At 69.8% G+C, this 21,580-nt stretch carries 16 protein-coding genes and 2 tRNA genes; 5 read left to right on the top strand and 13 right to left on the bottom strand.

The window, feature by feature from the left end:
• The first annotated feature begins 200 nt into the window (after positions 1-200).
• Together ACFYRX_RS13000 and ACFYRX_RS12995 are read left to right on the top strand one after the other, a co-directional pair.
• Positions 201-2,399, top strand: a complete 2,199-nt coding sequence (locus ACFYRX_RS13000; RefSeq protein WP_389098835.1) for an elongation factor G-like protein EF-G2 — start codon at positions 201-203, stop codon at positions 2,397-2,399.
• Positions 2,400-2,605: 206 nt separating this feature from the next.
• Positions 2,606-4,267 carry a hypothetical protein gene (locus tag ACFYRX_RS12995; RefSeq protein WP_389098834.1) on the top strand — a complete coding sequence of 554 codons (1,662 nt, stop codon included), beginning with the start codon at positions 2,606-2,608 and terminating at the stop codon, positions 4,265-4,267.
• A gap of 37 nt (positions 4,268-4,304) precedes the next feature.
• On the opposite strand, the gene ACFYRX_RS12990 is transcribed toward ACFYRX_RS12995, so the two are convergent.
• The gene (locus ACFYRX_RS12990) at positions 4,305-4,865 is read right to left on the bottom strand and encodes an HIT family protein (RefSeq protein WP_389098832.1); all 561 of its coding nucleotides are present in this window, start codon (positions 4,863-4,865) and stop codon (positions 4,305-4,307) included.
• A gap of 463 nt (positions 4,866-5,328) precedes the next feature.
• On the opposite strand from ACFYRX_RS12990, the gene ACFYRX_RS12985 reads away from it, so the two are divergent.
• Positions 5,329-5,940, top strand: coding sequence for a potassium channel family protein (locus tag ACFYRX_RS12985; protein WP_389099098.1), 612 nt, complete (start codon positions 5,329-5,331; stop codon positions 5,938-5,940).
• A 28-nt stretch (positions 5,941-5,968) separates the two neighbouring features.
• Here ACFYRX_RS12985 and thrS read toward each other — a convergent pair whose 3' ends face one another.
• The 3 genes from thrS to ACFYRX_RS12970 all read right to left on the bottom strand — a co-directional run bounded on the left by thrS (position 5,969) and on the right by ACFYRX_RS12970 (position 9,837).
• The gene (gene thrS, locus ACFYRX_RS12980; protein ID WP_389098830.1) at positions 5,969-7,945 is read right to left on the bottom strand and encodes a threonine--tRNA ligase; all 1,977 of its coding nucleotides are present in this window, start codon (positions 7,943-7,945) and stop codon (positions 5,969-5,971) included.
• A 90-nt stretch (positions 7,946-8,035) separates the two neighbouring features.
• Positions 8,036-9,274, bottom strand: coding sequence for a hypothetical protein (locus ACFYRX_RS12975; RefSeq protein ID WP_389098829.1), 1,239 nt, complete (start codon positions 9,272-9,274; stop codon positions 8,036-8,038).
• Positions 9,271-9,837, bottom strand: a complete 567-nt coding sequence (locus ACFYRX_RS12970) for a DUF4365 domain-containing protein (protein WP_389098827.1) — start codon at positions 9,835-9,837, stop codon at positions 9,271-9,273. Before ACFYRX_RS12970 ends, ACFYRX_RS12975 begins: the two co-directional genes overlap by 4 nt.
• A gap of 191 nt (positions 9,838-10,028) precedes the next feature.
• Here ACFYRX_RS12970 and ACFYRX_RS12965 point away from each other — a divergent pair, with 191 nt between their 5' ends.
• Positions 10,029-10,754, top strand: a complete 726-nt coding sequence (locus ACFYRX_RS12965) for a 3'-5' exonuclease (protein WP_389098825.1) — start codon at positions 10,029-10,031, stop codon at positions 10,752-10,754.
• Between the two features lie 49 nt (positions 10,755-10,803).
• Here the strand turns inward: ACFYRX_RS12965 and ACFYRX_RS12960 are convergent.
• Positions 10,804-10,875: transfer RNA gene (locus ACFYRX_RS12960), tRNA-Val, on the bottom strand.
• A gap of 39 nt (positions 10,876-10,914) precedes the next feature.
• A complete protein-coding gene (locus ACFYRX_RS12955; RefSeq protein ID WP_389098823.1) occupies positions 10,915-11,361 on the bottom strand; it encodes an SRPBCC family protein in 447 nt (148 codons plus the stop codon).
• Positions 11,362-11,420: 59 nt separating this feature from the next.
• On the opposite strand from ACFYRX_RS12955, the gene ACFYRX_RS12950 reads away from it, so the two are divergent.
• Positions 11,421-13,808, top strand: coding sequence for an SCO7613 C-terminal domain-containing membrane protein (locus ACFYRX_RS12950; RefSeq protein WP_389098821.1), 2,388 nt, complete (start codon positions 11,421-11,423; stop codon positions 13,806-13,808).
• Between the two features lie 60 nt (positions 13,809-13,868).
• On the opposite strand, the gene ACFYRX_RS12945 is transcribed toward ACFYRX_RS12950, so the two are convergent.
• From ACFYRX_RS12945 to ACFYRX_RS12915, 7 genes are all read right to left on the bottom strand, one after another.
• The gene (locus ACFYRX_RS12945) at positions 13,869-16,604 is read right to left on the bottom strand and encodes a Tat pathway signal sequence domain protein (protein ID WP_389098819.1); all 2,736 of its coding nucleotides are present in this window, start codon (positions 16,602-16,604) and stop codon (positions 13,869-13,871) included.
• 93 nt (positions 16,605-16,697) lie between these two features.
• On the bottom strand, positions 16,698-17,294 hold the full coding sequence (locus ACFYRX_RS12940; protein WP_389098818.1) for a hypothetical protein: 597 nt from the start codon (positions 17,292-17,294) through the stop codon (positions 16,698-16,700).
• Positions 17,295-17,304: 10 nt separating this feature from the next.
• Positions 17,305-18,177, bottom strand: a complete 873-nt coding sequence (locus tag ACFYRX_RS12935) for a carbohydrate ABC transporter permease (protein ID WP_389098816.1) — start codon at positions 18,175-18,177, stop codon at positions 17,305-17,307.
• Positions 18,174-19,130, bottom strand: a complete 957-nt coding sequence (locus ACFYRX_RS12930) for a carbohydrate ABC transporter permease (protein WP_389098814.1) — start codon at positions 19,128-19,130, stop codon at positions 18,174-18,176. Before ACFYRX_RS12930 ends, ACFYRX_RS12935 begins: the two co-directional genes overlap by 4 nt.
• 14 nt (positions 19,131-19,144) lie before the next feature.
• Entirely contained in the window at positions 19,145-20,434 is a 1,290-nt protein-coding gene (locus ACFYRX_RS12925) for an extracellular solute-binding protein (protein WP_389098812.1), read from the bottom strand.
• Positions 20,435-20,884: 450 nt separating this feature from the next.
• Positions 20,885-20,956, bottom strand: a tRNA-Val gene (locus tag ACFYRX_RS12920).
• Positions 20,957-21,033: 77 nt separating this feature from the next.
• Positions 21,034-21,495 carry a TIGR02611 family protein gene (locus ACFYRX_RS12915; protein WP_389098810.1) on the bottom strand — a complete coding sequence of 154 codons (462 nt, stop codon included), beginning with the start codon at positions 21,493-21,495 and terminating at the stop codon, positions 21,034-21,036.
• Positions 21,496-21,580: the final 85 nt, after the last annotated feature.

Here is a 21,580-nt window from a genome sequence, read left to right as displayed (position 1 = left end):
GTGGGCGACGGCCGGGCACCCGGAGCCCGTGTGTCACGGGCCCGCGGCACACGGGTCACGGCGCGATCGCGTCCGTTGTATGGACGCACCGTGACGCGAGTGGAAAGCTCGAAGGACCGCGGGCGTCACCGGAGCCGCACCGCACGCGGGTCCATGCGTCCGCGCCCACAGTGACCTCACCGTGCACGGGAGGCAAGGCCATGGGCGACAAGGCGAACACACACCCCGGAGCCGCCGGCAGGGCAACGGCGGCCGACCACCCCGCGTCCGTACGGAATGTGGTGCTGGTCGGCCACTCCGGTTCGGGCAAGACGACATTGGTGGAAGCTCTCGCGCTGACGGCGGGGGCGGTGAACCGGGCGGGCCGCGTGGAGGACGGCGGCACCGTCTCCGACTACGACGAGATCGAGCACCGGCAGCAACGCTCGGTACAGCTCTCCCTGGTGCCCGTCGAATGGGACGGGTTCAAGATCAACCTTCTGGACACCCCCGGATACGCCGACTTCGTCGGGGAACTCAGGGCCGGTCTGCGAGCGGCGGACGCGGCCCTTTTCGTCGTCTCCGCCTCGGACGGGGTGGACGGCTCCACGCGCATGGTGTGGGAGGAGTGCGCGGCCGTCGGGATGCCCCGGGCGATCGTCGTCACGCATCTGGAGGCCGCGCGGGCGGACTTCGAAGAGATGACCCGGATCTGCGCCGAAACCTTCGGAGGCGACGACCCGGACGCCGTACTGCCGCTCTACCTGCCGTTGCACGGCCCGCAGGGCCCCGACGGGCACGCGCCCGTGACCGGGCTGACCGGGCTGCTGTCGCAGAAGCTGTTCGACTACTCGTCCGGGGAGCGCAAGGAGGGCGAGCCGGGTGAGGACCTGCTGCCGGAGATCGAGGAGGCCCGCAACCGGCTGATCGAGGGGATCATCGCGGAGAGCGAGGACGAGACCCTCATGGACCGCTACCTCGGCGGCGAGGAGATCGACTTCAAGACGCTCGTGGAGGACCTGGAGCGGGCCGTGGCGCGCGGGGCGTTCCATCCGGTCCTGGCCGCCGCCCCCGCGAGCGAGGGCGCCAAGCAGGGGCTCGGCACGGTCGAGCTCCTCGAACTGGTCACCGGCGGTTTCCCGACTCCGTTCGAGCATCCGACACCGGGTGTCACCACCATCGACGGCAAGCCGCGTGAGATCAAGGCGTGCGACACCGCGGGGCCACTGGTCGCGGAGGTCGTGAAGACCGCGTCCGACCCGTACGTCGGCAGGATCTCGCTGGTGCGGGTCTTCTCCGGGACCCTGCGTCCGGACGAGACGGTCCATGTCTCGGGGCACGGGCTCGCGGACCGCGGGCACGAGGACCATGACGTGGACGAGCGGGTCGGCGCCCTGTCCGCACCCTTCGGAAAACATCAGCGCTCACTCACGCACTGCATCGCGGGCGATCTCGCGTGTGTGGCGAAGCTGAGCCGCGCGGAGACCGGGGACACCCTCTCGTCGAAGGACGACCCGCTGCTCATGGAGCCGTGGGAGATGCCCGATCCGCTGCTGCCGCTCGCCATCCAGGCGCACAGCAAGGCCGACGAGGACAAGCTCTCGCAGGGGCTGGCGAGGCTGGTCGCCGAGGACCCGACCATGCGGCTCGAACAGAATCCGGACACCCACCAGGTGGTCCTGTGGTGCCTGGGCGAGGCGCACGCCGACGTGGCGCTGGAGCGGCTGCGCAGCCGCTACGGCGTGCAGGTGGACCTCGTACCGCACCGGGTGCCGCTGCGGGAGACGTTCGCCGACAAGTCGGCGGGGCGCGGGCGGCACGTGAAGCAGTCCGGCGGGCACGGACAGTTCGCCATCTGCGAGATCGAGGTGGAGCCGCTGCCCGGCGGCTCGGGCATCGAGTTCGTGGACAAGGTCATCGGCGGCGCGGTGCCGCGGCAGTTCATCCCGTCCGTCGAGAAGGGCGTACGGGCGCAGGCGGCCAGGGGGGTCGCCACCGGCCATCAGCTCATCGACGTCCGGGTCACCCTGCTGGACGGCAAGGCGCACTCGGTGGACTCCTCCGACGCCGCGTTCCAGACGGCCGGGGCGCTGGCGCTGCGGGAGGCGGCGGCGGACGCGCGGATCCATCTCCTGGAGCCGGTCGCCGAGGTGTCCGTGCTGGTCGGCGACGACTACGTGGGCGCCGTGATGAGCGATCTGTCCGGGCGGCGCGGCCGGGTGCTCGGCACCGAGCAGACCAACGGCGGCCGCACGCTCGTCAGGGCCGAGGTGCCCGAGATCGAGATCGGCCGGTACGCGATCGACCTCAGGTCGCTGTCGCACGGCACCGCGCGGTTCAGCCGTTCCTACGCACGGCACGAGCCCATGCCGCCGCAGATCGCCGAAAGGATCCGCGAAGACGCGCGGGACGCCTCGTAGTTGGGGCCCGGCGCCACACAAGTGGCGTTCGGAGTCCCACGGGTGAGGTTCATGGAACCCTCCCTTCCGAATCGGCGGGCGGCTTCGGCCGTCCGCCGATTAATGTCAGTGCGTACAGATACGCTGATGACCTGATCAACAGGTGTGCGGAGCACGGAAGTCGGGAAGGCCGCAGTGGGTGAGTCCGGCGGCGATCGGGGGCGGGAATGACCGTTGACGGCGGTTACGCGGACATCTTCGGTCCGCAGGTGCCGCGCACGGGCGACGAGGCACAGACGGCGACGTTCGCCCTGGCCTCGGCGGCCTATCGGGACAATCCGGTGGAGGAGATCCTCAAGGCCAACAACGAATGGCACGAGTCGACCATCAAGGGCGGCCGCAGCTGGGCGAAGATCTTCCGCCCCAACCTGGGCGAGGCCTTCTCCACGGCCGTGGTCGCCCGCATGCTCGGCAAGGGCCGCAAGCCGCTCATCCAGTCCTTCGGCGCCGAGCCGCAGGTCGTGGTCGACCACTGTCTCGCGGCGAACAACATCCGCCGGGACCGGGACAACTGGCTGAGCGCCGTCGTGGTGCTCTGCGGTGTGCTCTTCCTGCCCGGCCTCCTGGTCTGGCTGCTGGTCTTCACGCTGCGCACCAACATCGCCAGGCGTGACGACAAGCAGGCGGGCGTACTCTCCACGGCGCTGCTGGTCGCGATGGGGGCGCTCGCCGTGCTCTTCCTGATCAAGATGCCGTTCGGGGGGTTCTGGGCCCTGTACGCACGCGCGTGCGTGGTGCTTCCCGTGGTCGGCTGGTTCTGGGCCAAGCAGATCTGCGAGCGCACGGCGAGGGACCTGCGGGGCCGCTGGGACAGTCTGCTGGCCGGCAGCAGCGTCGGCGCCAAGGTGCCCGAGGCGGTGCCGAGCAGCCCCGGTGAGACCGCTGCCGAGCAGCTGCGCCAGTCCCTCGCCACGCTCAGCGCCGAGCAGCAGTCCAACTCGGTCTTCTACGCCGGCCCCAAGGGGATACTCGGCATGGGCACCCGCTGGGGCAGCTGGCAGCTGGCCGAGGACCTGGTGTCCGCCGACCCCACCCGGGAGATCCACCCCTTCCGTAGCTGGGACGTCATCCGCTCGATCCACGACCAACTGCGCATGCTGGAACGCAACACGATCAACACCGGCGGCTTCCCGAAGCCGTCCGTACGGCACTGGGTCGTCACGCCGATCGCGGAGGGCGCGAAGGAGGTGTCCCGGCCCGGCGGCACCGACGTGGACGCGTACCAGGTCAAGTCGCACGCGATACAGGACATCTGCAACAAGCAGCAGTTCGGCGGCGGCGACCGGCACTACCTGGGCGTCCAGTGGACGCTGTGGGAGGGCCAGCTGGTCCTCACCATGCTGATCACGGTGACCGTGCTGCACGAGACGCTGCGCATCGAGGTCACCGGCCATGCGCTGGGGCCGGTGCACGGACTGTTCACCTCGAAACCGGCGGCGAAGGAGAAGGAGGTCGCCAAGTCGGTCCGGTTCTGGGAGACCCGGAAGATCAAGCTCCCGCTGGTCGACGCCGACGAGGTGGTCCGCCTCGCGGCCCGGGCACCCCTGACCCGGTATCCACCGCTGCTCAACTGGCTCGGCGGCTCGCTCACCCTGCCCGAGCCGTTCGGTCTGCGGCACGCCTGGGCGGACAAGCCCTGGCGGCACCGCTTCATGGCCGACGACGCGCTGCGCGCCGCGACACCGGTGCTGCGGGTCGTGCACTCCGCGGCGCTCCGGGTGCTGACGGAGAACGGCGTGGACACGGAGAAGTTCGGCACGCGGGCAGGCTTCCTGAGCACGCAGGTCCAGGACGTCTCACCCCGGAAGGCCGACCTCTACGACGCGTAGGCGAGAGGGGGCCGTGCGTCGTCGGCCCCCTCGTACGTCACTGACTGGGCCAGGCCTCCGCCAGCATCTTGCGGGTGTCCCCCAGCAGTTGGGGCAGCACCTTCGTGTGGCCGACGACCGGCATGAAGTTCGTGTCGCCGCCCCAGCGCGGGACGATGTGCTGGTGCAGATGGGCGGCGATTCCGGCGCCGGCGACCGTTCCCTGGTTCATACCGATGTTGAAGCCGTGCGCACCGGACGCCGTCCGCAGGGCCGTCATCGCCTGTTTGGTCAGTGCGGCCAGTTCGGCGGTCTCCGGCTCGCTGAGGTCGGTGTAGTCGGCCACATGACGGTAGGGCACGACCATCAGATGGCCGCCGGTGTAGGGGTAGAGGTTGAGCACCGCGTACACCAGCTGTCCGCGCCGGACGATCAGGCCGTCCTCGTCGGACTTGGCCGGAATGGAGCAGAAGGGACAGCCGTCGTCGGCACCCGGGCCGGTCGGCTTGTTCTCGCCCTGGATGTAGGCCATCCGGTGGGGTGTCCACAGACGCTGGAACGCGTCCTGCGTCCCCACTCCCCACTGCTGCTCCGGCTCACTCGTCATGCAGTGCAGCATATGACTTCGCCCGTTCGCGCCGTGTCGGCGGGGTTGTGGGAAAAACGGACCGGGCCAAGCTGGACGGGTGGACGACGACAGCGGCACGCGCCTTGGCACCAACGGGCACGAGACCCACGGCACCGACGCTCGCAAGGCCCTCGGCACTGGCGAGCACGAGTGTCACGGCACCGCGGCTCACCACACCCACCGCCCCGACGAACCCGAGGACCACGGCACGGACCCTCACCACACCCACGACACCGACGAACCCGAGACACATGGCGCCGACGGAGTCCAGACCCCCGGCACAGCGGCCCGCAGGCCCCTCGGCACCGACGGAGTCCAGACCCGCGAGGCCACCCGCCGCCGGACCCACCGCACCGACGGCCCCAGGGCTCACCGAGCCGGTCGCGGCCGAGGCGACAGCACCGAGCCCGCCGACGCCGCCCACCGCCGAGCCCGCTGGGAGCAGCGCACCGAGATCCCTCTCGCCCTCGCCTCCCTGGCCTTCCTCGCCGCATACGCCCTCCGGGTCCTGGCCCACGGTCTTCCGGAAGCCGCGCTCGACCTCTGCCTGGCGGTGACACTGGCCGCCTGGGCCCTGTTCGCCGTCGACTACGCGGTGCGCTGGCGTCTCAGCGGGCAGCGGCTGGGCTTCGTACGGACGCACTGGCTGGACACCGTGGTGCTGCTCCTGCCGCTGCTGCGACCCCTGAGGGTCGTGAAGGTGTACGAGGCCGTGCAGCGCCGGCACGGACGGCCCCGGCTCGCCCTGCACGCGCGCGTGATGGTGTACGCCGGTCTGTCGACCGCGCTGCTGGGCTTCACCGGCGCCCTCGCCGTCTACCAGCAGGAACACGACGCGCCCGGCGCCACCGTGCGCACCCTCGGCGACGCCGTGTGGTGGACCTGCGCCACCCTCGCCACCGTCGGCTACGGCGATGTCGCCCCGGTCACCCCGCTGGGACGCCTGATCGCGGTCGGCCTGATGATCACCGGGCTGGCCCTGCTCGGCGCCGTGACCGGTACCTTCGCCTCCTGGCTGCTCCAGGTCTTCGCACGGGAGGACGACGAAGGGCCCCCGGGGAACTGAACTCCCCGAGGGCCCCGCCGTACGGGCGTCAGACCTGTGTCCGCTCCTCCACGACCTTCGCGATCTTCGCGATGGCCTCGTCGAACGGGATGCCGTTCTCCTGCGAGCCGTCGCGGTAGCGGAAGGAGACCGAGCCGCCCGCCATGTCCTCGTCGCCCGCGATGACCATGAAGGGCACCTTCTGCTTCTGGGCGTTGCGGATCTTCTTCTGCATCCGGTCCGAGGAGGAGTCCACCTCGACCCGCAGGCCCTGCTTCTTGGCCGCGGCCGCGAACTTCTCCAGGTACTCCACGTGCGCGTCGCCGATCGGGATGCCGACCGCTTGGACCGGGGCCAGCCACGCCGGGAAGGCGCCCGCGTAGTGCTCCAGGAGCACCGCGAAGAACCGCTCGATGGAGCCGAACAGCGCGCGGTGGATCATGACCGGACGCTGCTTGGAGCCGTCCGGCGAGGTGTACTCCAGCTCGAAGCGCTCCGGCAGGTTGAAGTCGAGCTGGATCGTCGACATCTGCCAGGTCCGGCCGATCGCGTCCTTGGTCTGGACGGAGATCTTCGGACCGTAGAAGGCGGCGCCACCGGGGTCGGGAACGAGCGGCAGACCCTGCTTCTCGGCGACCTGACGCAGGGTCTCGGTCGCCTCCTCCCAGACCTCGTCCGAGCCGACGAACTTCTCCGGGTCCTTGGTGGACAGCTCCAGGTAGAAGTCGGTCAGGCCGTAGTCGCGCAGCAGGCCGAGGACGAAGGTGAGCGTCTTGTCGAGCTCCTCCGACATCTGCTCACGGGTGCAGTAGATGTGCGCGTCGTCCTGCGTGAAGCCACGCGCACGCGTGAGGCCGTGCACGACACCCGACTTCTCGTACCGGTACACGGTCCCGAACTCGAAGAGGCGCAGCGGCAGTTCACGGTAGGAGCGGCCGCGCGCGTCGAAGATCAGGTTGTGCATCGGGCAGTTCATGGGCTTGAGGTAGTAGTCCACGCCCTCGTCGAGCTGCATGGGCGGGTACATGCCGTCGGCGTACCAGTCCAGGTGCCCGGACTGCTCGAAGAGCTTCCCCTTCGTCGCGTGCGGGGTGTAGACGAACTCGTAGCCCTCCTCCTCGTGGCGGCGGCGCGAGTAGTCCTCCATGACGCGGCGGATGATGCCGCCCTTGGGGTGGAAGACGGCGAGGCCGGAGCCGATCTGCTCCGGGATGGAGAACAGGTCGAGCTCGGAGCCCAGCTTGCGGTGGTCGCGCTTCTCGGCCTCGGCGAGGAAGTCGAGGTGCGCCTTCAGCTCGTCCTTGGTGGGCCACGCGGTGCCGTAGATCCGCTGGAGCATCGGGTTCTTCTCGCTGCCGCGCCAGTAGGCGGCCGCGTTGCGCATCAGCTTGAACGCCGGGATGTTGCGGGTGGAGGGCAGGTGGGGACCGCGGCACAGGTCCTTCCAGCACAGCTCGCCGGTCTTGGCGTCCAGGTTGTCGTAGATCGTCAGCTCGCCGGCGCCGACCTCGACGTCCGCGCCGTCGTCGGAGGAGGCCGAGCCCTTGAGGCCGATCAGCTCCAGCTTGTACGGCTCGGCGGCCAGTTCCTCGCGGGCGGCCTCGTCGGTGACCACTCGGCGGGAGAACTTCTGGCCCCGCTTCTGGATCTCCTGCATCTTCTTCTCGACGGCCTTGAGGTCCTCGGGCGTGAACGGCTTCTCGACGTCGAAGTCGTAGTAGAAGCCGTCCTTGACCGGCGGGCCGATGCCCAGCTTGGCCTCGGGGAAGAGCTCCTGCACGGCCTGCGCCATCACGTGCGCGGCGGAGTGGCGCAGGATGTTGAGTCCGTCCTCGGAGGAGATCTCGATGCCCTCGACCTCTTCGCCCTCGGACAGGACGTACGCGAGGTCCCTGAGCTCGCCTCCCACGCGCGCGGCGACGATCGAGCGTTCGCCGGCGAAGAGCTCGGCGGCCGCAGTGCCCGTCGTCACCACGCGTTCTTCCCGCTCGGAATCGCGCTGGATGATCACACGGACGTCTGACACCGGTCTCTCCTGACTGAAGGTGGGTGCGGCGCCATACCGGGAGCGCGCGCAAGAGGGGATCGTACCGACCCGGCACCCGCCTCCGCGAAATCAGTCCCCTCCGCAGGCTTCCTGACCGGACTCTCCGCAGGCCTCCTCGAAGAAGTCCAGATTCTCCTGGAGGGATTTCATCAGCCGGTCCCGCTCGGCCTCGTCCACCTGCACGGGGGCGACCCCGGTGGCCCCCGTGAGCCTGCGGAAGCCGCCCCGGCTCTCCAGCCGGCCGTGCACCCGCACGGGCAGCCCTACGAGATGGGCCTGCCCGGCGATCCGGTACGCCTCCTCGTCCAGCGTCAGCCTCAGGTGCGGGATCTCGGCGCCGGCGATCACGCGCAGCCGTACCGAGCCGTCGCCTCGCGGCCCCGACCTGCGCATCCGCTCCACCGTGCCGGTGATCCGCACCGGGACGGAGGGTTCCTCGCGCAGGAAGCGGGCCCCGGCTTCGCGGAGCACGGGCAGGTCGCCTGGCGAGAACTCGACGGCCTCGGCGCGGGCCGCGCACCCTTCGGGGACCCCGGCCGCGGGCGCCCATTCGACGGCGATGCGCGCGCCCTCCGTGCCCCGCACGAAGTCGATCAGCGCCTCAGTGAGCTCCCGGCTGACGCCCGCCTCGACGGCCCCGTCGAAGGCGTCCATGCCCCCGGTGGCCCGCTGGTAGTCGATGGCCTCCCTGGTCGCGTAGAGGGCCTGGTGGAGGCGGACGGCCAGCGGGCGGCCGGTGTCGACGGGCACGAAGGCGGTGAGCCGGCGGCCACCGGTGGCCGAGCCGACCAGGACGTTGTCCAGGGACGCGGCTGCCGTACGGCGGTAACGGGCGCCGTAATAGCCGGCACGCGCGCGTGTGGCGAGCGCGCCGGCGAGGAGGGTCTGGCGGGCGGCGGCGCGCAGTTGCTCCTCGACGGTCCAGGTGGTGGCGTCGGCGGGGCCGGTCGGCACGTCCCGCCACCAGCGGATCTCGTCGCTGGGCACGGCGAGTCCGACGAGCACCTCGCGCGCCGAGGCAGTGCCGCTGCGGGACAGGGCGACGAGGGCCTCGCCGAGGAGGTCCTCGCTGTCGGGGAAGGCGCGGCTCTCGGGCACGAGCAGACTGGTCCCGCTCGCGCCCGGTCCTGGTGGCGTCCAGCGGCCGTAGCGTCCCGGGGCGCCGCCGCGCCGCTGCCAGCCGTGCCGGCGCAGCAGGGCGCTCAGGACGGCGGGGTCGACCTCGTCGGGGGTCGGTGAGCGGTCCCAGTGGGCTTCCGGGTGGGGGCGTACGGCACGCAGTGGTTCCTCCAGCGGGCGGTGGGTCATGCTCTGCCTCCCGTCCCGACGCGCGTCATGATCTCGCACAGCGCCCGGTCGTCGAAGATGCGGTTGGTCGGTATCCGCACGGTGGTCCGGGTCCGGCCGGTGATGGGGTGGCCGGCCAGGTTGACCCAGTAGCAGCAGTGTCTGAGGTCCAGGCGGTCGTGGCCGGCGCGCAGCCAGTCGTCCTGGGTTCTCGGCACGACCATGACCACCAGGATCTTGTGGACGGACACCGGTGTGCGGGCGAGTTTGCGCAGGTGGTCGTTGTCGAGCGTGAAGGAGAAGAAGCGGCCCGGTGGGCTGGGCGCGATCTGGTAGGTGCACTTGAGCTGCACCTTGATGGTGACCTCGTCGTCGACGGTGTGTCCGGGCGAGCCGTGGCTGACGTGCCAGTCGATGCCGTTGTCCGGAAAGGGCTGCGACAACGAGCAGCCGGCCGCCGCCGCGACGGCGTGCAGATAGCCCACCTGCAGTGTCTCCATGCAGGCGGTGGTGGCGAGCGTGCCGCGAAGAATGCCCGTGCGTTCGGGCAGCAGCCCGCCCCGCTCGGGCTGCGCTATCGCCATGACCAACAGCCTTCCAAGCAAAGTGACATGCCCACATTGGGGGCGGATGAATCCCACGCCGGGCCGCTGAACTGCAAAGACCCGTACTCCTGTTGTGTCCTTCCGGCGTACGGCGCAAACAGCCCGGGTATCACCAAACAGGCAGAAGACGGCGCGTCAGCTGCCGTGGGTGAACGAGGGGTTGAGTTGGTATGACGTGCTGGTACGAAGGGCCCCTGGCCGCTTTCGACACGGAGACCACGGGCGTCGACGTCGAGACCGACCGGATCGTGTCGGCCGCCGTCGTCGTCCAGGACGCGGCGGGCGCCCGGCCACGGGTGAGCCGGTGGCTGGTCAACCCGGGTGTGCCGGTGCCCGCCGGGGCGACGGCGGTGCACGGGCTGACGGACGAGCATCTCCAGCGCAACGGCCGCTGGCCGGCGCCGGTGATGTTCGAGATAGCCGAAGTGCTGGCGGAGCAGGCGGTGGCGGGCCGTCCGCTGGTCGTGATGAACGCGCCGTTCGATCTGACGCTGCTGGACCGGGAGTTGCGCCGCCATCGTGCGTCGTCCCTGGACCGCTGGTTCGACACCTCGCCGCTGCTGGTGCTGGATCCGCGGGTTCTCGACAAGCATCTGGACCGCTACCGCAAGGGCCGCCGCACCCTCACCGACCTGTGCGCGCACTACGGCGTCGAGCTGGAGGGCGCGCACGACGCGGCGGCCGACGCGCTGGCCTCACTGGATGTCGTACGGGCGGTCGGGCGCCGTTTCGCAACCCGGCTGGAGCGGCTGGCCCCCTCGGAGCTGCACAACCTCCAGACGGTGTGGCACGCGGCCCAGGCGCGTGGCCTGCAGGCCTGGTTCGCGCGCAGCGGCTCGGAGGAGTCGGTGAGCACGGACTGGCCACTGCGTCCGGACCTGCCCGCGGCGGCGTGACGGGGCATGAAGAAAGCCGGCCCGTCTGAGACGGACCGGCTTTTCCCGGTGGGCGATACTGGGTTCGAACCAGTGACCTCTTCGGTGTGAACGAAGCGCTCTCCCACTGAGCTAATCGCCCGGGAACGCACTGAACAATACAGGTCCCCTCGGGTTTCCTTCAATCCGCTTCCAAGTGGGCGACCAGCCCCCGCCGTCCGGCGCGCATCATCAGCCGGTGGTTGGCCCGGAAGGCCAGTCGTCCCGGCACGGCAAGGCGCCGGAGCAGTGGCTTGGTCACCTCGGTGACCTGGTCGTAGTGGGCAAGGCTGCCGTCGCCGTCCGCGGTGATCGTCCAGCGCGCCCAGCCGTCGAGGTCCCCGGCCATCGCGATCTCCAGCACCCCGGCCCCGGGGTCGCGCCGCACCTCGCGCGCGGTGAAGACCAGGTCGTACGGCAGCACGGCGCGGATCGTGATCAGGCCGCTGGTGTCGTCGAGCCTGCGGACCTCGCGCACCTGGGGCCACCAGCGGGGATACTCCTCGGCCCGCTCCAGCGCCTCGTACACGGCGGCCGGCTTCGCGGGGAGGTACCACTGGGTGCGGAAGCGGAATCGGGTCCAGTCCATGGGCAGAGTATGGGCGGGGTCCGGCATCGGATTCGAGTACGTCCTGAGTACGTGTACTCATGTCGCGCCGCGTGACCCAGCCCACACTTCAAGGCATGACCCACATCCCGCCACCGGCCGAGGAACTGCGGCTCCTCGATGCAGAGCTGTGGCAACTGGACGCCCGCCGGGCCCAGTTGCTGACCCGCCGGGCCTGGCTGGTCGCCGCGCTCCAGCCGAAGTGGCCCGCGCCCGAGCCGACCGGACCGACGCCCTCCGCGCTCCCCCGCCCCGAGGCGAGCCGACCGAGTGTGCAGAACCTGCTCCTCGTGCTCGGCGGTGTCCTGCTCACGGTCGCGGCGATGGTGTTCACGCTGGTCAGCTGGGGACACCTGGGCATCACCGGCCGGGCCCTGGTGCTCGGCGCGGTCACCGCGGCGGCGCTCGGAGCCCCGCTGCTCCTGCTGAAGCGGGACCTGCGGTCGACGGCCGAGACGGTCGCGGGCCTGGGTCTGGCACTGACGGTCCTGGACGCGTACGCCCTGCACGGGGCCGCTCTCCCGCAGACGCCCGGGGCGGCCTACACGGCGGTCGCCTCGGCCCTCCTGGCCGGCCTCTGGACGGCGTACGGGCTGCTGCCGCGCGCCGAAGGGCTGCGCCTGCCCCGCCCCGCCGCCCTGGTCGCGACCCAACTCCCGCTGTTCTTCTGGGCGATCGCGGCCGACGCGGGCGCGTACGGCCTCACGGCCGCGCTGTTGGTGACGGCCGGGGCCGACACGGTTGTGGCGCTCCGGGTGACGCCCAGGTCCGTACGCGTGATCGCCGCGATCGGCGCGTACGGCACGGGCGCCTGGGGCGTACTGACCGCCGGATGGCTGACCTGGACAGCCTCCGGCCCGAGCGCCGCCGCCCGTGCGGCGGCGCTCCTTCTCCTCGCGGCGGCGATCGCCCTGGGGGCGGCCTGGCAGAAGCGGTGGCTCGGCCTGGCCGTTGCCTCCGGGCTGCTCATGGTGGCGGCCCTCGGCGGTGCCGCCCGGCCCGCACTGCCCGAACTGTGGACGGTCCCGGTCCATCTGGCCTTCGGTATCGCCCTGTTGGCGGCACTCCGGCTCAACCGCCTGCCGGACGCGGTACGACGAGGTCTCCTCTGGGCCTCCGGCGCCGTGCAGGCACTTGCCCTGCTGTGGGTCCTGCCGGTCGTCGGTGCCGTCGTGGTGGGTCCGCTCGCCTGGGTCTCGCAGGCCTGGACCGGCGCCCCGTCGGACGCCCGCGCCGCGGTGACCGTCGGCACGGCCTGGCCGCCGCACTCGGGGGCCATGCCCATCGTCCTGGCCGCCGTCGCGGGTGTGCTCGCCCTGGCGGTACGGGACGCGGCCTGGCGCGTGCGGGCCCTGAACGGGGCCCTGGGCCTGGCCTGGGCCACCGCACTCACACTGTCGGCCGTACTCGAACTCCCTTACACGGCTGGCCTGTTGATCGAAGGCACCGTAACGGTCGGAGCCCTCGCGGCAGCCGTGTTCCTACGGCAGCACCTGACAGCCCTCGCCCTCGCACTGGTGACCTCCGCGAGCCTCGCCTTCCTGGCCCTCGCGTCCCAGACCGCGACCCTCGTCACGCTCTCCGGCCTGGTCGCACTGTTCACGGCGACCTCCTGGCGCCTCGCCCCGTTCACGGCCCCGACCGCCCTGGCCTACGGCACCGCGCTCGCCGGTGCGACCGGTGCCGCCGCGGGCTGGTCACCGGCGCACACCGCCCTCCTGGTCCTCGCGATCCCGGCGGCCGCCGCTCTGCTGGCCCCGCGGCTCGGCGACCTGAAGGCCACCGTGCCGGTCGAGGCGGCGGGAGTGGCGGCCGGACTGCTCGCCATCGCCCTGGCGGCGACCGACACTCCCCTGCTCGCCACGGTCCTGGCCCTGTGCGGGGTGATCGCGGCGGGCACGGCGATCCGCACGGACCGCCGCCCGGCCGGATACGCGGCCGCCGCCCTGTTCCTCGCGGCCACCTGGGTCCGCCTCGCGGCCTGGGACGTGGGCACCCCGGAGGCGTACACGCTCCCGGTCACGGTTCCCGCGCTGCTGGTCGGCGTCCTGCGCCACCGCCGTGACCCGAGGATCTCGTCCTGGACGGCGTACGCCCCCGGACTGGCCGTCACCCTCCTGCCGAGCCTCGTCACGGCCTGGAGCGACCCCAACTGGGCGCGCCCCCTGCTGCTGGGCACGGCGGCCCTGTCGGTCACCCTGGCAGGCGCCGGCCACCGTCTCCAGGCCCCGCTTCTGCTGGGCGGCGGTGTCCTGATCCTGGACGCCCTGCACGAACTCGCCCCGTACCTCGTCCAGGTGGCGGACGCCCTCCCCCGCTGGGTACCGCCCGCCCTGGCCGGCCTCATGTTGCTGGCCCTGGGAGCGACCTACGAACAGCGCCTCAGGGACGTCCGACGGATACGGGAGAACCTGGGCCGGATGAACTGACGCAGGGGCGTGGGGAACTGCGGGACCGGCCACGCCGGCCCCGCAGTTCCCCACGAACAGTTACGGCATCCTGTCCCCGAGAAGCGCCAGGTTCTCGATCGCGGCCAGCCCGTACAGCGCGGTGTCGTTGGTCGCCACCCAGGCCGCCTCGCTGCCCGCCACCAGCGCGACCGGTCCGCTCAACGCCTCCGTCTTCCAGGGCGACGACTCCTTGTACCCGTCGGAGTTGTAGAACTTGTCCCACGCGCGCGTGGCCAGCTTCGCGTCCCCGGTCTTGACGGCCGCGTACGCGTCCAGGCGTGAATGCCCCTGGAACAGCAGCAGTGTCCCGAAGTTGGACCCGTACCGAGCCGCCTGCTCGGCCTTGGTCGCGTTGAAGTACCGGCAGTAGTCGAAGTACGCCTCGTTGAACTTCGGCATGTCGACCAGGTCGATGAGCTCGGCGCACAGCTCGTTGAGCCCGAACACGGCGGACAGGTGCGAGACCCCGACCACCGGCGCCGTAGCGACCGCGAACTTCCCCGTGTCGAGGTCGTACAGTCCACTTCCCTGCACGAAGCCGTTGGGCTGGGCGGCGATGCCCTCCATCGTCGACAGCACCCGGGCCTTGGCCTTCTCCCACTTGGGCCCCTTGCGCTCCCACTCGGTCAGCCAGGCCGACACCAGTCCGCTCCAGTCCGTGCCGAAGCCGACGGACAGCGCGTGCCGGTCCGGCGTGTACGTGTCGGTGCGGACCTTGCGCAGCGGGTCCAGTACGAGGAACGTCTCGTCGGAGTCGACGTTGGCGTGCATGAGGTCACCGACGCGCTCGTCGGCGGTGAGGAAGTAGTAGTAGCGGCGGTACGTCGTGTTGGCGATGCGCTGCTGCTTGGCACTGTCGGCATAGTGCTGCACACCGTGTCGGGTACCGAGTCCGGCCCACTGCCCCAGGTGGTATACGTCCACTTCACCGGTGTGCCGGGTCATGGACTCGGCGAACCGGAAGATGTCCGCGCGTCCGCTGCGGATGTACGCGAACCAGAGCCAGAGGTCCGGCGAGAGCTCGGAGTTGTCCCACGCGTAGCCGCCGATGTCGTACCGCCACTGGTGCCTGACGGTGTCGTAGGTGTGCATGATGTCGCCGTGGTCCCAGAAGCCGTACCAACGGCGTTGCTCCACCTGGTCCTTGTAGTAGGTGAAGAGGAAGTCGAGGTGGTCCTCGATCTTCGCCTTGGCCGGGGTCGAGCGGTCCGGCTCGGAGTACAGGCCAGGACCGAAGACCTTCGCCTTGATGAGCTGCTTGGGCGGGGCGGCGAGCTGCGGCAACACCCGTACGGCCTCGACCTGTTCGGCCAGGGCCTCCGGTGTGGGCGTCGACTCGTTGGCCCAGAACAGCAGTTCCGAGGTGCGGGCGATGCCGTAGGGCGTGCCGAACTCGGGCTCGTAGTCCTCGTAGGTGATGTTGAGGCCCTCGAGCTGTTCGGCGAAGGTGTCCTGGCCCATGCCGTCGTGGTAGAAGCGCAGGTCCATGGGCTGAGCCTCGGGCGACCAGAGCCAGAGGGTGACCTCGGCCTCGTCGGTCTGCGCGTCACGGATGTCGAGCTGGGAGGGGTGCCGCTCCCAGAAGTCCCGGAGTCCGAAGGAGAATCCGCCGCTCGCGCCGCCGACGTACCCGAACCCGGAGGCCCGCCCGCCCCCGCCGGCGCCGATCCAGCCGTGCCCCTTCTTGGTGCGCTTGCGCAGGGTGAAGCCGTCGGAGGAGAGCTGGGAGAGGGTGTAGTCGCCCCACTCGGGGATGTACTGGAGCCGGGTGGTGACCCGCTGGTCCCAGGTGGCCGGGTCGGGCAGCTTCTTGCCCGCGTACTGGGCCTCCTGCACGGCGATACCGGGGTCGCGGCGCAGACCGGTGATGCCCTTGACGGCCTCCCTCAGCAGGCCGGTCCCTTCGCCGCCGATCCGGACGTGGCGGTCGTAGGACTGGTCCCGCATCGGCACGGTGAAGCGGACGCCGAGGCCGCGGATGAAGTCGCCGCTCGCCTTGCCGGGCTCCTGGGTGCCGTCGTAGGTGATGGTGTGGACCATGCGGAAGGAGTCGGCGCCCGCGTAGAAGTACAGGCGGATGGAGAACGGCAGCCAACTCCGGTTGCCCTTGCGGTGCTTGCCGTCGATCTTCACGACGGCACGGACCGGACCGGACTGCTCGACGGTGACCTCGGAGATGGCCCCCTCGAAGCGCTCCGTCTTGACCGTGCCCTGGTCCTCGTCCTCGATCTCGGGCTGGCGGATCAGCACGAGCCGCCCGTTCTTGGCGATCTCGGTGGAGCCGCGGGTCACCGACTTGATGAGGGTGGCGCCCGACTTGCCGATCTTCGCGGTAATGACCCCGGTGGAGACGGTGATCGCGCCACCGCTCTTGTCGACGGTGACCTTCTTGGCGGGTACGGCGGCGTCACCTGCGGTCAGCGACAGCTTGCCGTTGCCCGAACTGACCGCGTGGGCGGTCCACTTGAGCGAGCCGTCGGGCCAGTAGGCGATCGGCCAGGACTGGACCGGCACACCCTTGCCGTCCGCGTCGGTGACCGCGAACTTCTGGTCCTGCTGGTAGACGCCCTTCGGCCAGGGGACACCCACGGTGGAGCCGGGCGCGGCGCCGAGGCCACCGTCCTCCAGCCAGTCCAGGGTCACCGGACTGTCGTCGGCCTCGGCGGCTCTCGGCGCGGCCTGCGCGTCCTTGGCGCCCAACGCCCAGCTGAACTGCGCGGCGGCACCGGCGACGGCCGCCGCCTTGAGGATGGACCTGCGGGGGATGGGGGACATGGTCATTCCTTTCCATGGAACAGGCTGGTCAGGGGCATGACAGAGAGCGGTGCGACGCCGAGGGCGCCGACCTGGTGACGAGGGCGCCGCCCGTCAGCGGCGCCGGTAGCGCTCCTCCACGGCGACGGCCGCCGCCGCGACGGCCCCGAGGACCGGGACCGCCAGCGGCGTGACGAACCCCGCGGTCAGGGCCACGACGGCCAGGCCGGCGACGATCAGGAAGGACCCGGCGGGATCACGCAGGGTCCGGCGTACGGCGTCCGCGAGCAGCGCGCGCCAGGAGGCACCCGGGACCCAGACGGCCGCCGCGCGCAGCCCGGCCACCGCGAGGGCGATCAGCGCGAACAGTCCGACGGCCCCGACGAGCGGGCCACCGGGGATCCCGGCCCGCGCGGCCTGGACGTCCACCCAGACCGCGGCCGCCACGACCCATCCGGCGACCCCGACGAGCCACCCCCGGCGCACGGCCGTACGGAAGTCCGCGACGAACTCCCGCCAGCCGCCGGCCTCATGGCCCGTACGCCGCCGCAGATGCCGGGCACCGGCGGCGAAGGCCGCGGGGTAGGTGACAAGACCGAGACAGGCCACGGCGATCCACACGCCGGTGAGCAGGGACTCGGCGAACACCGCGAAGCGCTCGCCACCGAACACGGACGCCCTACGACGGGCCTTCACACGCACGTGCGCCATGCTGACCGCCTCACTTCAGTCCGGAGGTCGCCATGCCGTCGATGAGATAGCGCTGGAAGGCCATGAAGAAGGCGACGACCGGCACCAGCGCCACCAGCGACATCGCGATCATGCTGCCGTAGTTCGAGATGCCCTCCTGGTCGCGGAACATCATCAGGCCGAGCGAGACCGTGTACTTGGAGGGGGTGTTGAGGTAGATCAACGGACCCATGAAGTCGTTCCACGCGTTGATGAAGGTGAAGATCGCGCTGGTGATGAGGGCCGGCCGGCACAGCGGCAGCACGATCGACCAGTAGGTCCTCAGGTGCCCGCAGCCGTCGAGCTTGGCGGCCTCGTCCAGCTCGCGCGGCAGCCCGCGCATGAACTGCACCATCAGGAAGACGAAGAACGCCTCTGTGGCCAGGAACTTCCCCGCCACCAGCGGCACCAGCGTGTCGACGAGTTCGAGCTTGCGGAACAGCACGTACTGCGGGATGAGCAGCACGTGGTACGGCAGCAGCAGCGTGCCGATCATCAGCGAGAACAGCAGGTTCCGTCCGGCGAACCGGATCTTGGCGAAGGCGTACGCGGTCAGCGAGCTGGAGATCACGACACCGGCCACGGCGAGGCCCGCGTACATCAGCGAGTTCATGAAGAAGCTGCTGATGGAGATGCCGGAGATGCCGTCGGAGAGCCCGGAGAAGTTCGCCCAGACCGGCTTGGTGGGCAGCAGGTCGATGCTGGCGATGATGTCCTTGCTCGGCTTGAACGAGGCTCCGAGGACCCAGATCACGGGGTACAGGACGACTGCCAGGACGGCGAGCGAGCCCACGTGCCAGGCGATCGATCCGGTGCGCCGCCGCTCGTTCGCGGAACGCACGACGGGGGTGCTGACTGTGGTCACTTGGCCGCCTCCTCGTAGTGCACCCACTTCTTCTGCGACCAGAACAGGACCGCAGTGACCAGCGCCACCGCCACCACCAGCGCCCAGGCCATCGCGGAGGCGAAGCCCATCTGGGCCTCCTTGAAGCCCTTCTGGTACAGGTAACAGGTGTAGACGAGCGTGGCGTCGGCGGGCCCGCACTGGGTGTTGGAGACCACATACGCGGAGCCGAACACCTGGAACGCGTGGATGGACTCCAGCAGCACGTTGAAGAAGAGCACCGGGGAGATCATCGGCAGCGTGATGTTCCAGAACCGCCTGAGAGGGCCGGCCCCGTCCATCTCGGCGGCCTCGTAGAGCTCCTGCGGCACCTGCTTGAGGCCCGCCAGGAAGATGACCATCGGCGCACCGAACTGCCAGATGCTGAGGGCCACCAGTGCATAGAGGACGTAGTCCGGATTGCCGATCCAGCCGCCCACGTCAACGCCGAAGACCTTCTGCGTACGGTCCACGATCGCGTCGTCCGAGAACAGCGCCCGCCACACGAATCCGACGGAGACGCTGGCCCCGATGAGTGAGGGCATGTAGAACGCGGCCCGGTACAGCCCCTGCCCGCGCCGCTTCTGCGCGAGCAGCAGCGCGACACCGAGCGCGAGCAGCAGCTTCAGCGGCGTGGCCACGACGACGTACTTGAGCGTGACCTCCACCGACTTCTGCCAGCGCGGGTCCTGGAACATCGTCGTGAAGTTGTCCAGCCCCACCCACTTCGGGGGCGTGAACAGGTTGTAGCTGGTGAACGCGTAGTAGAGCGACGCGATCATCGGCCCCGCCGTGAGCAGCAGGAAACCCGCGATCCACGGCGACATGAAGAGATAGCCGGCGAGGTTCTCGCGGCGCCGCCCGCGCCGCCCGGCGACAGGAGCGGCGGACCGCTTCTTCGCCGGGCGCACGGGCGCTTCCTTGACGAGCGTCATGGTGGTACGTCCCCTCAGCCCGCGAACGCGGCCTTGGCCTCGCTGAACAGCGCCTTGGCGGCGTCGGCCGGCTTGCTCTTGCCCTGGGAGACCTCGCCGCCGATCCGCAGGAACGCCGCCTCGATGACGTCGGCGCCCGACGGGTGCGGGGTGATCTTCCCGAGCACGCCGGCCTTGGCGACCTCGTCCTCGTAGGCCGCGACACCCTTGTTCTGGGCATCGGTCGGCTTGAAGGCGTCGTACTGCTCGGTCGTGGGAAGGATGCCGCGGTCGTAGCCCATGGTCTTGCCGACCTCGGGGTCGTGGACCATGAAGGAGATGAACTGGGCGACCTCCTTCGGGTGCTTGGTCCCGGAGAAGCCGCTGAGCATCAGCGAGCCGAGGTACTGGCCGGTGTGCTTGCCGTCCGTGGTGGGGATCGGCGCGAGTCCGTAGTCCGACTCGCCCTCGCCCTCGTAGCGGATGGAGAAGTTGTCCCAGGTGAACTCGGACGCGGCGAGCCCGGCCGACAGACCCGACTTGGGATACACCTGCTCGATCTTCTTGGGGTCGGCGACGAGCCCGGACTTCACTCGCTTGTATGCGTCCGTCCACCACTGCGTCAGATCGTCCTCGGTGAAACCGAGATCGGAGTCGGTGAAGAAGGCCTTGCCGTTCTGACGCAGATACAGGTCGTACAGGTACATGATGGCGTGGTAGCCGGTGTCACCGGCGATCTTCAGCTTGTCCTGGATGGTCTGGAGCGCGGCGAAGTACTCGTCCCAGGTCCAGCCCATCTTCGCCTCGACACCGGCCTTCTTGAAGGCCTTCAGGTCGATGACGAGCGCCATGGTGTTGGCGCCGACGGGGATGCCGAGCTGCTTGCCGTCGACCTGACCGTTCGCCAGGACACCGTTGCGGAAGTTGTCCAGGCTGAGATTCCCGGCGTCCGCCTGTGACTTGAGATCCAGCAGAACTCCGCGCTTGTCGTACTTGCGCAGGAAACCGACCGCATTCTGGAAAACGTCCGGCGGATTCCCACCCGAGGCCTGGGTCTGGAACTTCTCCCAGAACGCGGCGTAGTCGGTGAATTCAGGCTTGATCTTGATCTTCGGATACTTCTTCTCGAAGAGCGCGATCGACTTCTTGATGGCGATGGTGCGCGGCTCGCCACCCCACCATGCGTAACGCAGCGTCACTGTTCCGTCTCCGGAACTGCCGCTGTCCCCACCGCACCCGGTCGTCGCGGCCAGTCCCAGCGTCGCCGCTGTAGCCCCGGCCGCCTTCAGGATCGTTCGCCTCTCAACATTCCTGCTGGTTCCCACAGTCGGTCCCCTCCCCGCAGCGTCGCCGCCTGCATGAATCGTTTCAAGTAAGCGCTTGCTGGCACAAGCTACGGAGGGCCCGGGGGTGCGTCAATGATTCGGACAGGAATTTCTTGTGAGTGTGGTGAGAGACCGGACCGCGCCCAACAGCCGGGCTGCGTGCGGGAGCTGACGTTGCCCCAGGTGAGAGACGTGGAGTCGACTGGCCGAACAGAACGCGTGGTGTCGTACGCGATCGGCGGGCGGCCGAAAAAGGACGGGCGGCAAAGAGATGTTGCCGCGGACGGTCACGCTCGGCGGAGTCGGCGGATCAGGTGGCGCGTGATCGGCGGATCACATGGGGCGGAGTCTGCGGATCGCGTGAGCGGATCGCGACCGCCCGTCCGCACGACGGTCGGTACGCATGCCGACGGCCCGTCCGCGTTGTCGCAGACGGGCCGTCGGTCCGGGTGGGCGATACTGGGTTCGAACCAGTGACCTCTTCGGTGTGAACGAAGCGCTCTCCCACTGAGCTAATCGCCCGGGCGCAGGAAGTAGATTACCCCACGTCAGGGGGTGCCTGTGACCAGCGGTGACAGGCACGGCACCCCCGGCACGGCTCACTGGTCCTTGATGTTCCAGGGCATCTCGAAGCCGAACTTCCAGAGGTAGACCCCGAGGATCGCGGCGATGACCACCAGGCCGATCGAGGTCAGGATGATGTTGCGCCGACGCACCCTGGGATCGAGGGCGCGATGGGCCGCCTCGGTCACCTTGCGTTTGGTCCAGCGCAGCGCGAGCTGGGCCCACACGAACTCGGTCGCCCAGATCGCCATTCCGCCGAAGATCACGACCCAGCCGGGTCCCGGCAGCGGCAGCATGATGATTCCGGCGACCACGACCGCGAGACCGATGACAAAGATGCCGACCTGCCAGCTCAGGTGCAGCAGCCGACGCGCCTTGACGAATTCCGGCGCCCTGGATCCGAGCCCCTGCTCGTCCTGCGCCTCGTCCGTCCTGCCGTCGGCCTTCTCGTCGGATGCCACGGCGACCTCGCCCGAATCGTCACTCCCCGTATTCATACAGCCAAACCCTACCGGAGAGAAACCGGTCACCGGAATGGTCGTACCTACCGAACAGGGTCTCGGCCGGAAGAGTTACGTAAAG

Source organism: Streptomyces sp. NPDC005374, assembly GCF_042872225.1.
Taxonomy (GTDB): Bacteria; Actinomycetota; Actinomycetes; order Streptomycetales; family Streptomycetaceae; genus Streptomyces.
The sequence above is the reverse complement of the archived record's forward strand: the minus strand, read 5'-3'. Positions and strand labels throughout refer to the sequence as shown.

Excerpts from the sequence above, each read along its gene's own strand:
- ACFYRX_RS12975 (WP_389098829.1), bottom strand. The coding sequence starts at position 9,274 with ATGACCCACCGCCCGCTGGAGGAACCACTGCGTGCCGTACGCCCCCAC.
- ACFYRX_RS12950 (WP_389098821.1), top strand. The coding sequence starts at position 11,421 with ATGTCGCGCCGCGTGACCCAGCCCACACTTCAAGGCATGACCCACATC.
- ACFYRX_RS12930 (WP_389098814.1), bottom strand. The coding sequence starts at position 19,130 with ATGACGCTCGTCAAGGAAGCGCCCGTGCGCCCGGCGAAGAAGCGGTCC.
- ACFYRX_RS12945 (WP_389098819.1), bottom strand. The coding sequence starts at position 16,604 with ATGTCCCCCATCCCCCGCAGGTCCATCCTCAAGGCGGCGGCCGTCGCC.
- ACFYRX_RS13000 (WP_389098835.1), top strand. The coding sequence starts at position 201 with ATGGGCGACAAGGCGAACACACACCCCGGAGCCGCCGGCAGGGCAACG.
- ACFYRX_RS12915 (WP_389098810.1), bottom strand. The coding sequence starts at position 21,495 with ATGAATACGGGGAGTGACGATTCGGGCGAGGTCGCCGTGGCATCCGAC.
- ACFYRX_RS12965 (WP_389098825.1), top strand. The coding sequence starts at position 10,029 with ATGACGTGCTGGTACGAAGGGCCCCTGGCCGCTTTCGACACGGAGACC.
- ACFYRX_RS12970 (WP_389098827.1), bottom strand. The coding sequence starts at position 9,837 with ATGGCGATAGCGCAGCCCGAGCGGGGCGGGCTGCTGCCCGAACGCACG.
- ACFYRX_RS12940 (WP_389098818.1), bottom strand. The coding sequence starts at position 17,294 with ATGGCGCACGTGCGTGTGAAGGCCCGTCGTAGGGCGTCCGTGTTCGGT.
- ACFYRX_RS12955 (WP_389098823.1), bottom strand. The coding sequence starts at position 11,361 with ATGGACTGGACCCGATTCCGCTTCCGCACCCAGTGGTACCTCCCCGCG.
- ACFYRX_RS12990 (WP_389098832.1), bottom strand. The coding sequence starts at position 4,865 with ATGCTGCACTGCATGACGAGTGAGCCGGAGCAGCAGTGGGGAGTGGGG.
- ACFYRX_RS12995 (WP_389098834.1), top strand. The coding sequence starts at position 2,606 with ATGACCGTTGACGGCGGTTACGCGGACATCTTCGGTCCGCAGGTGCCG.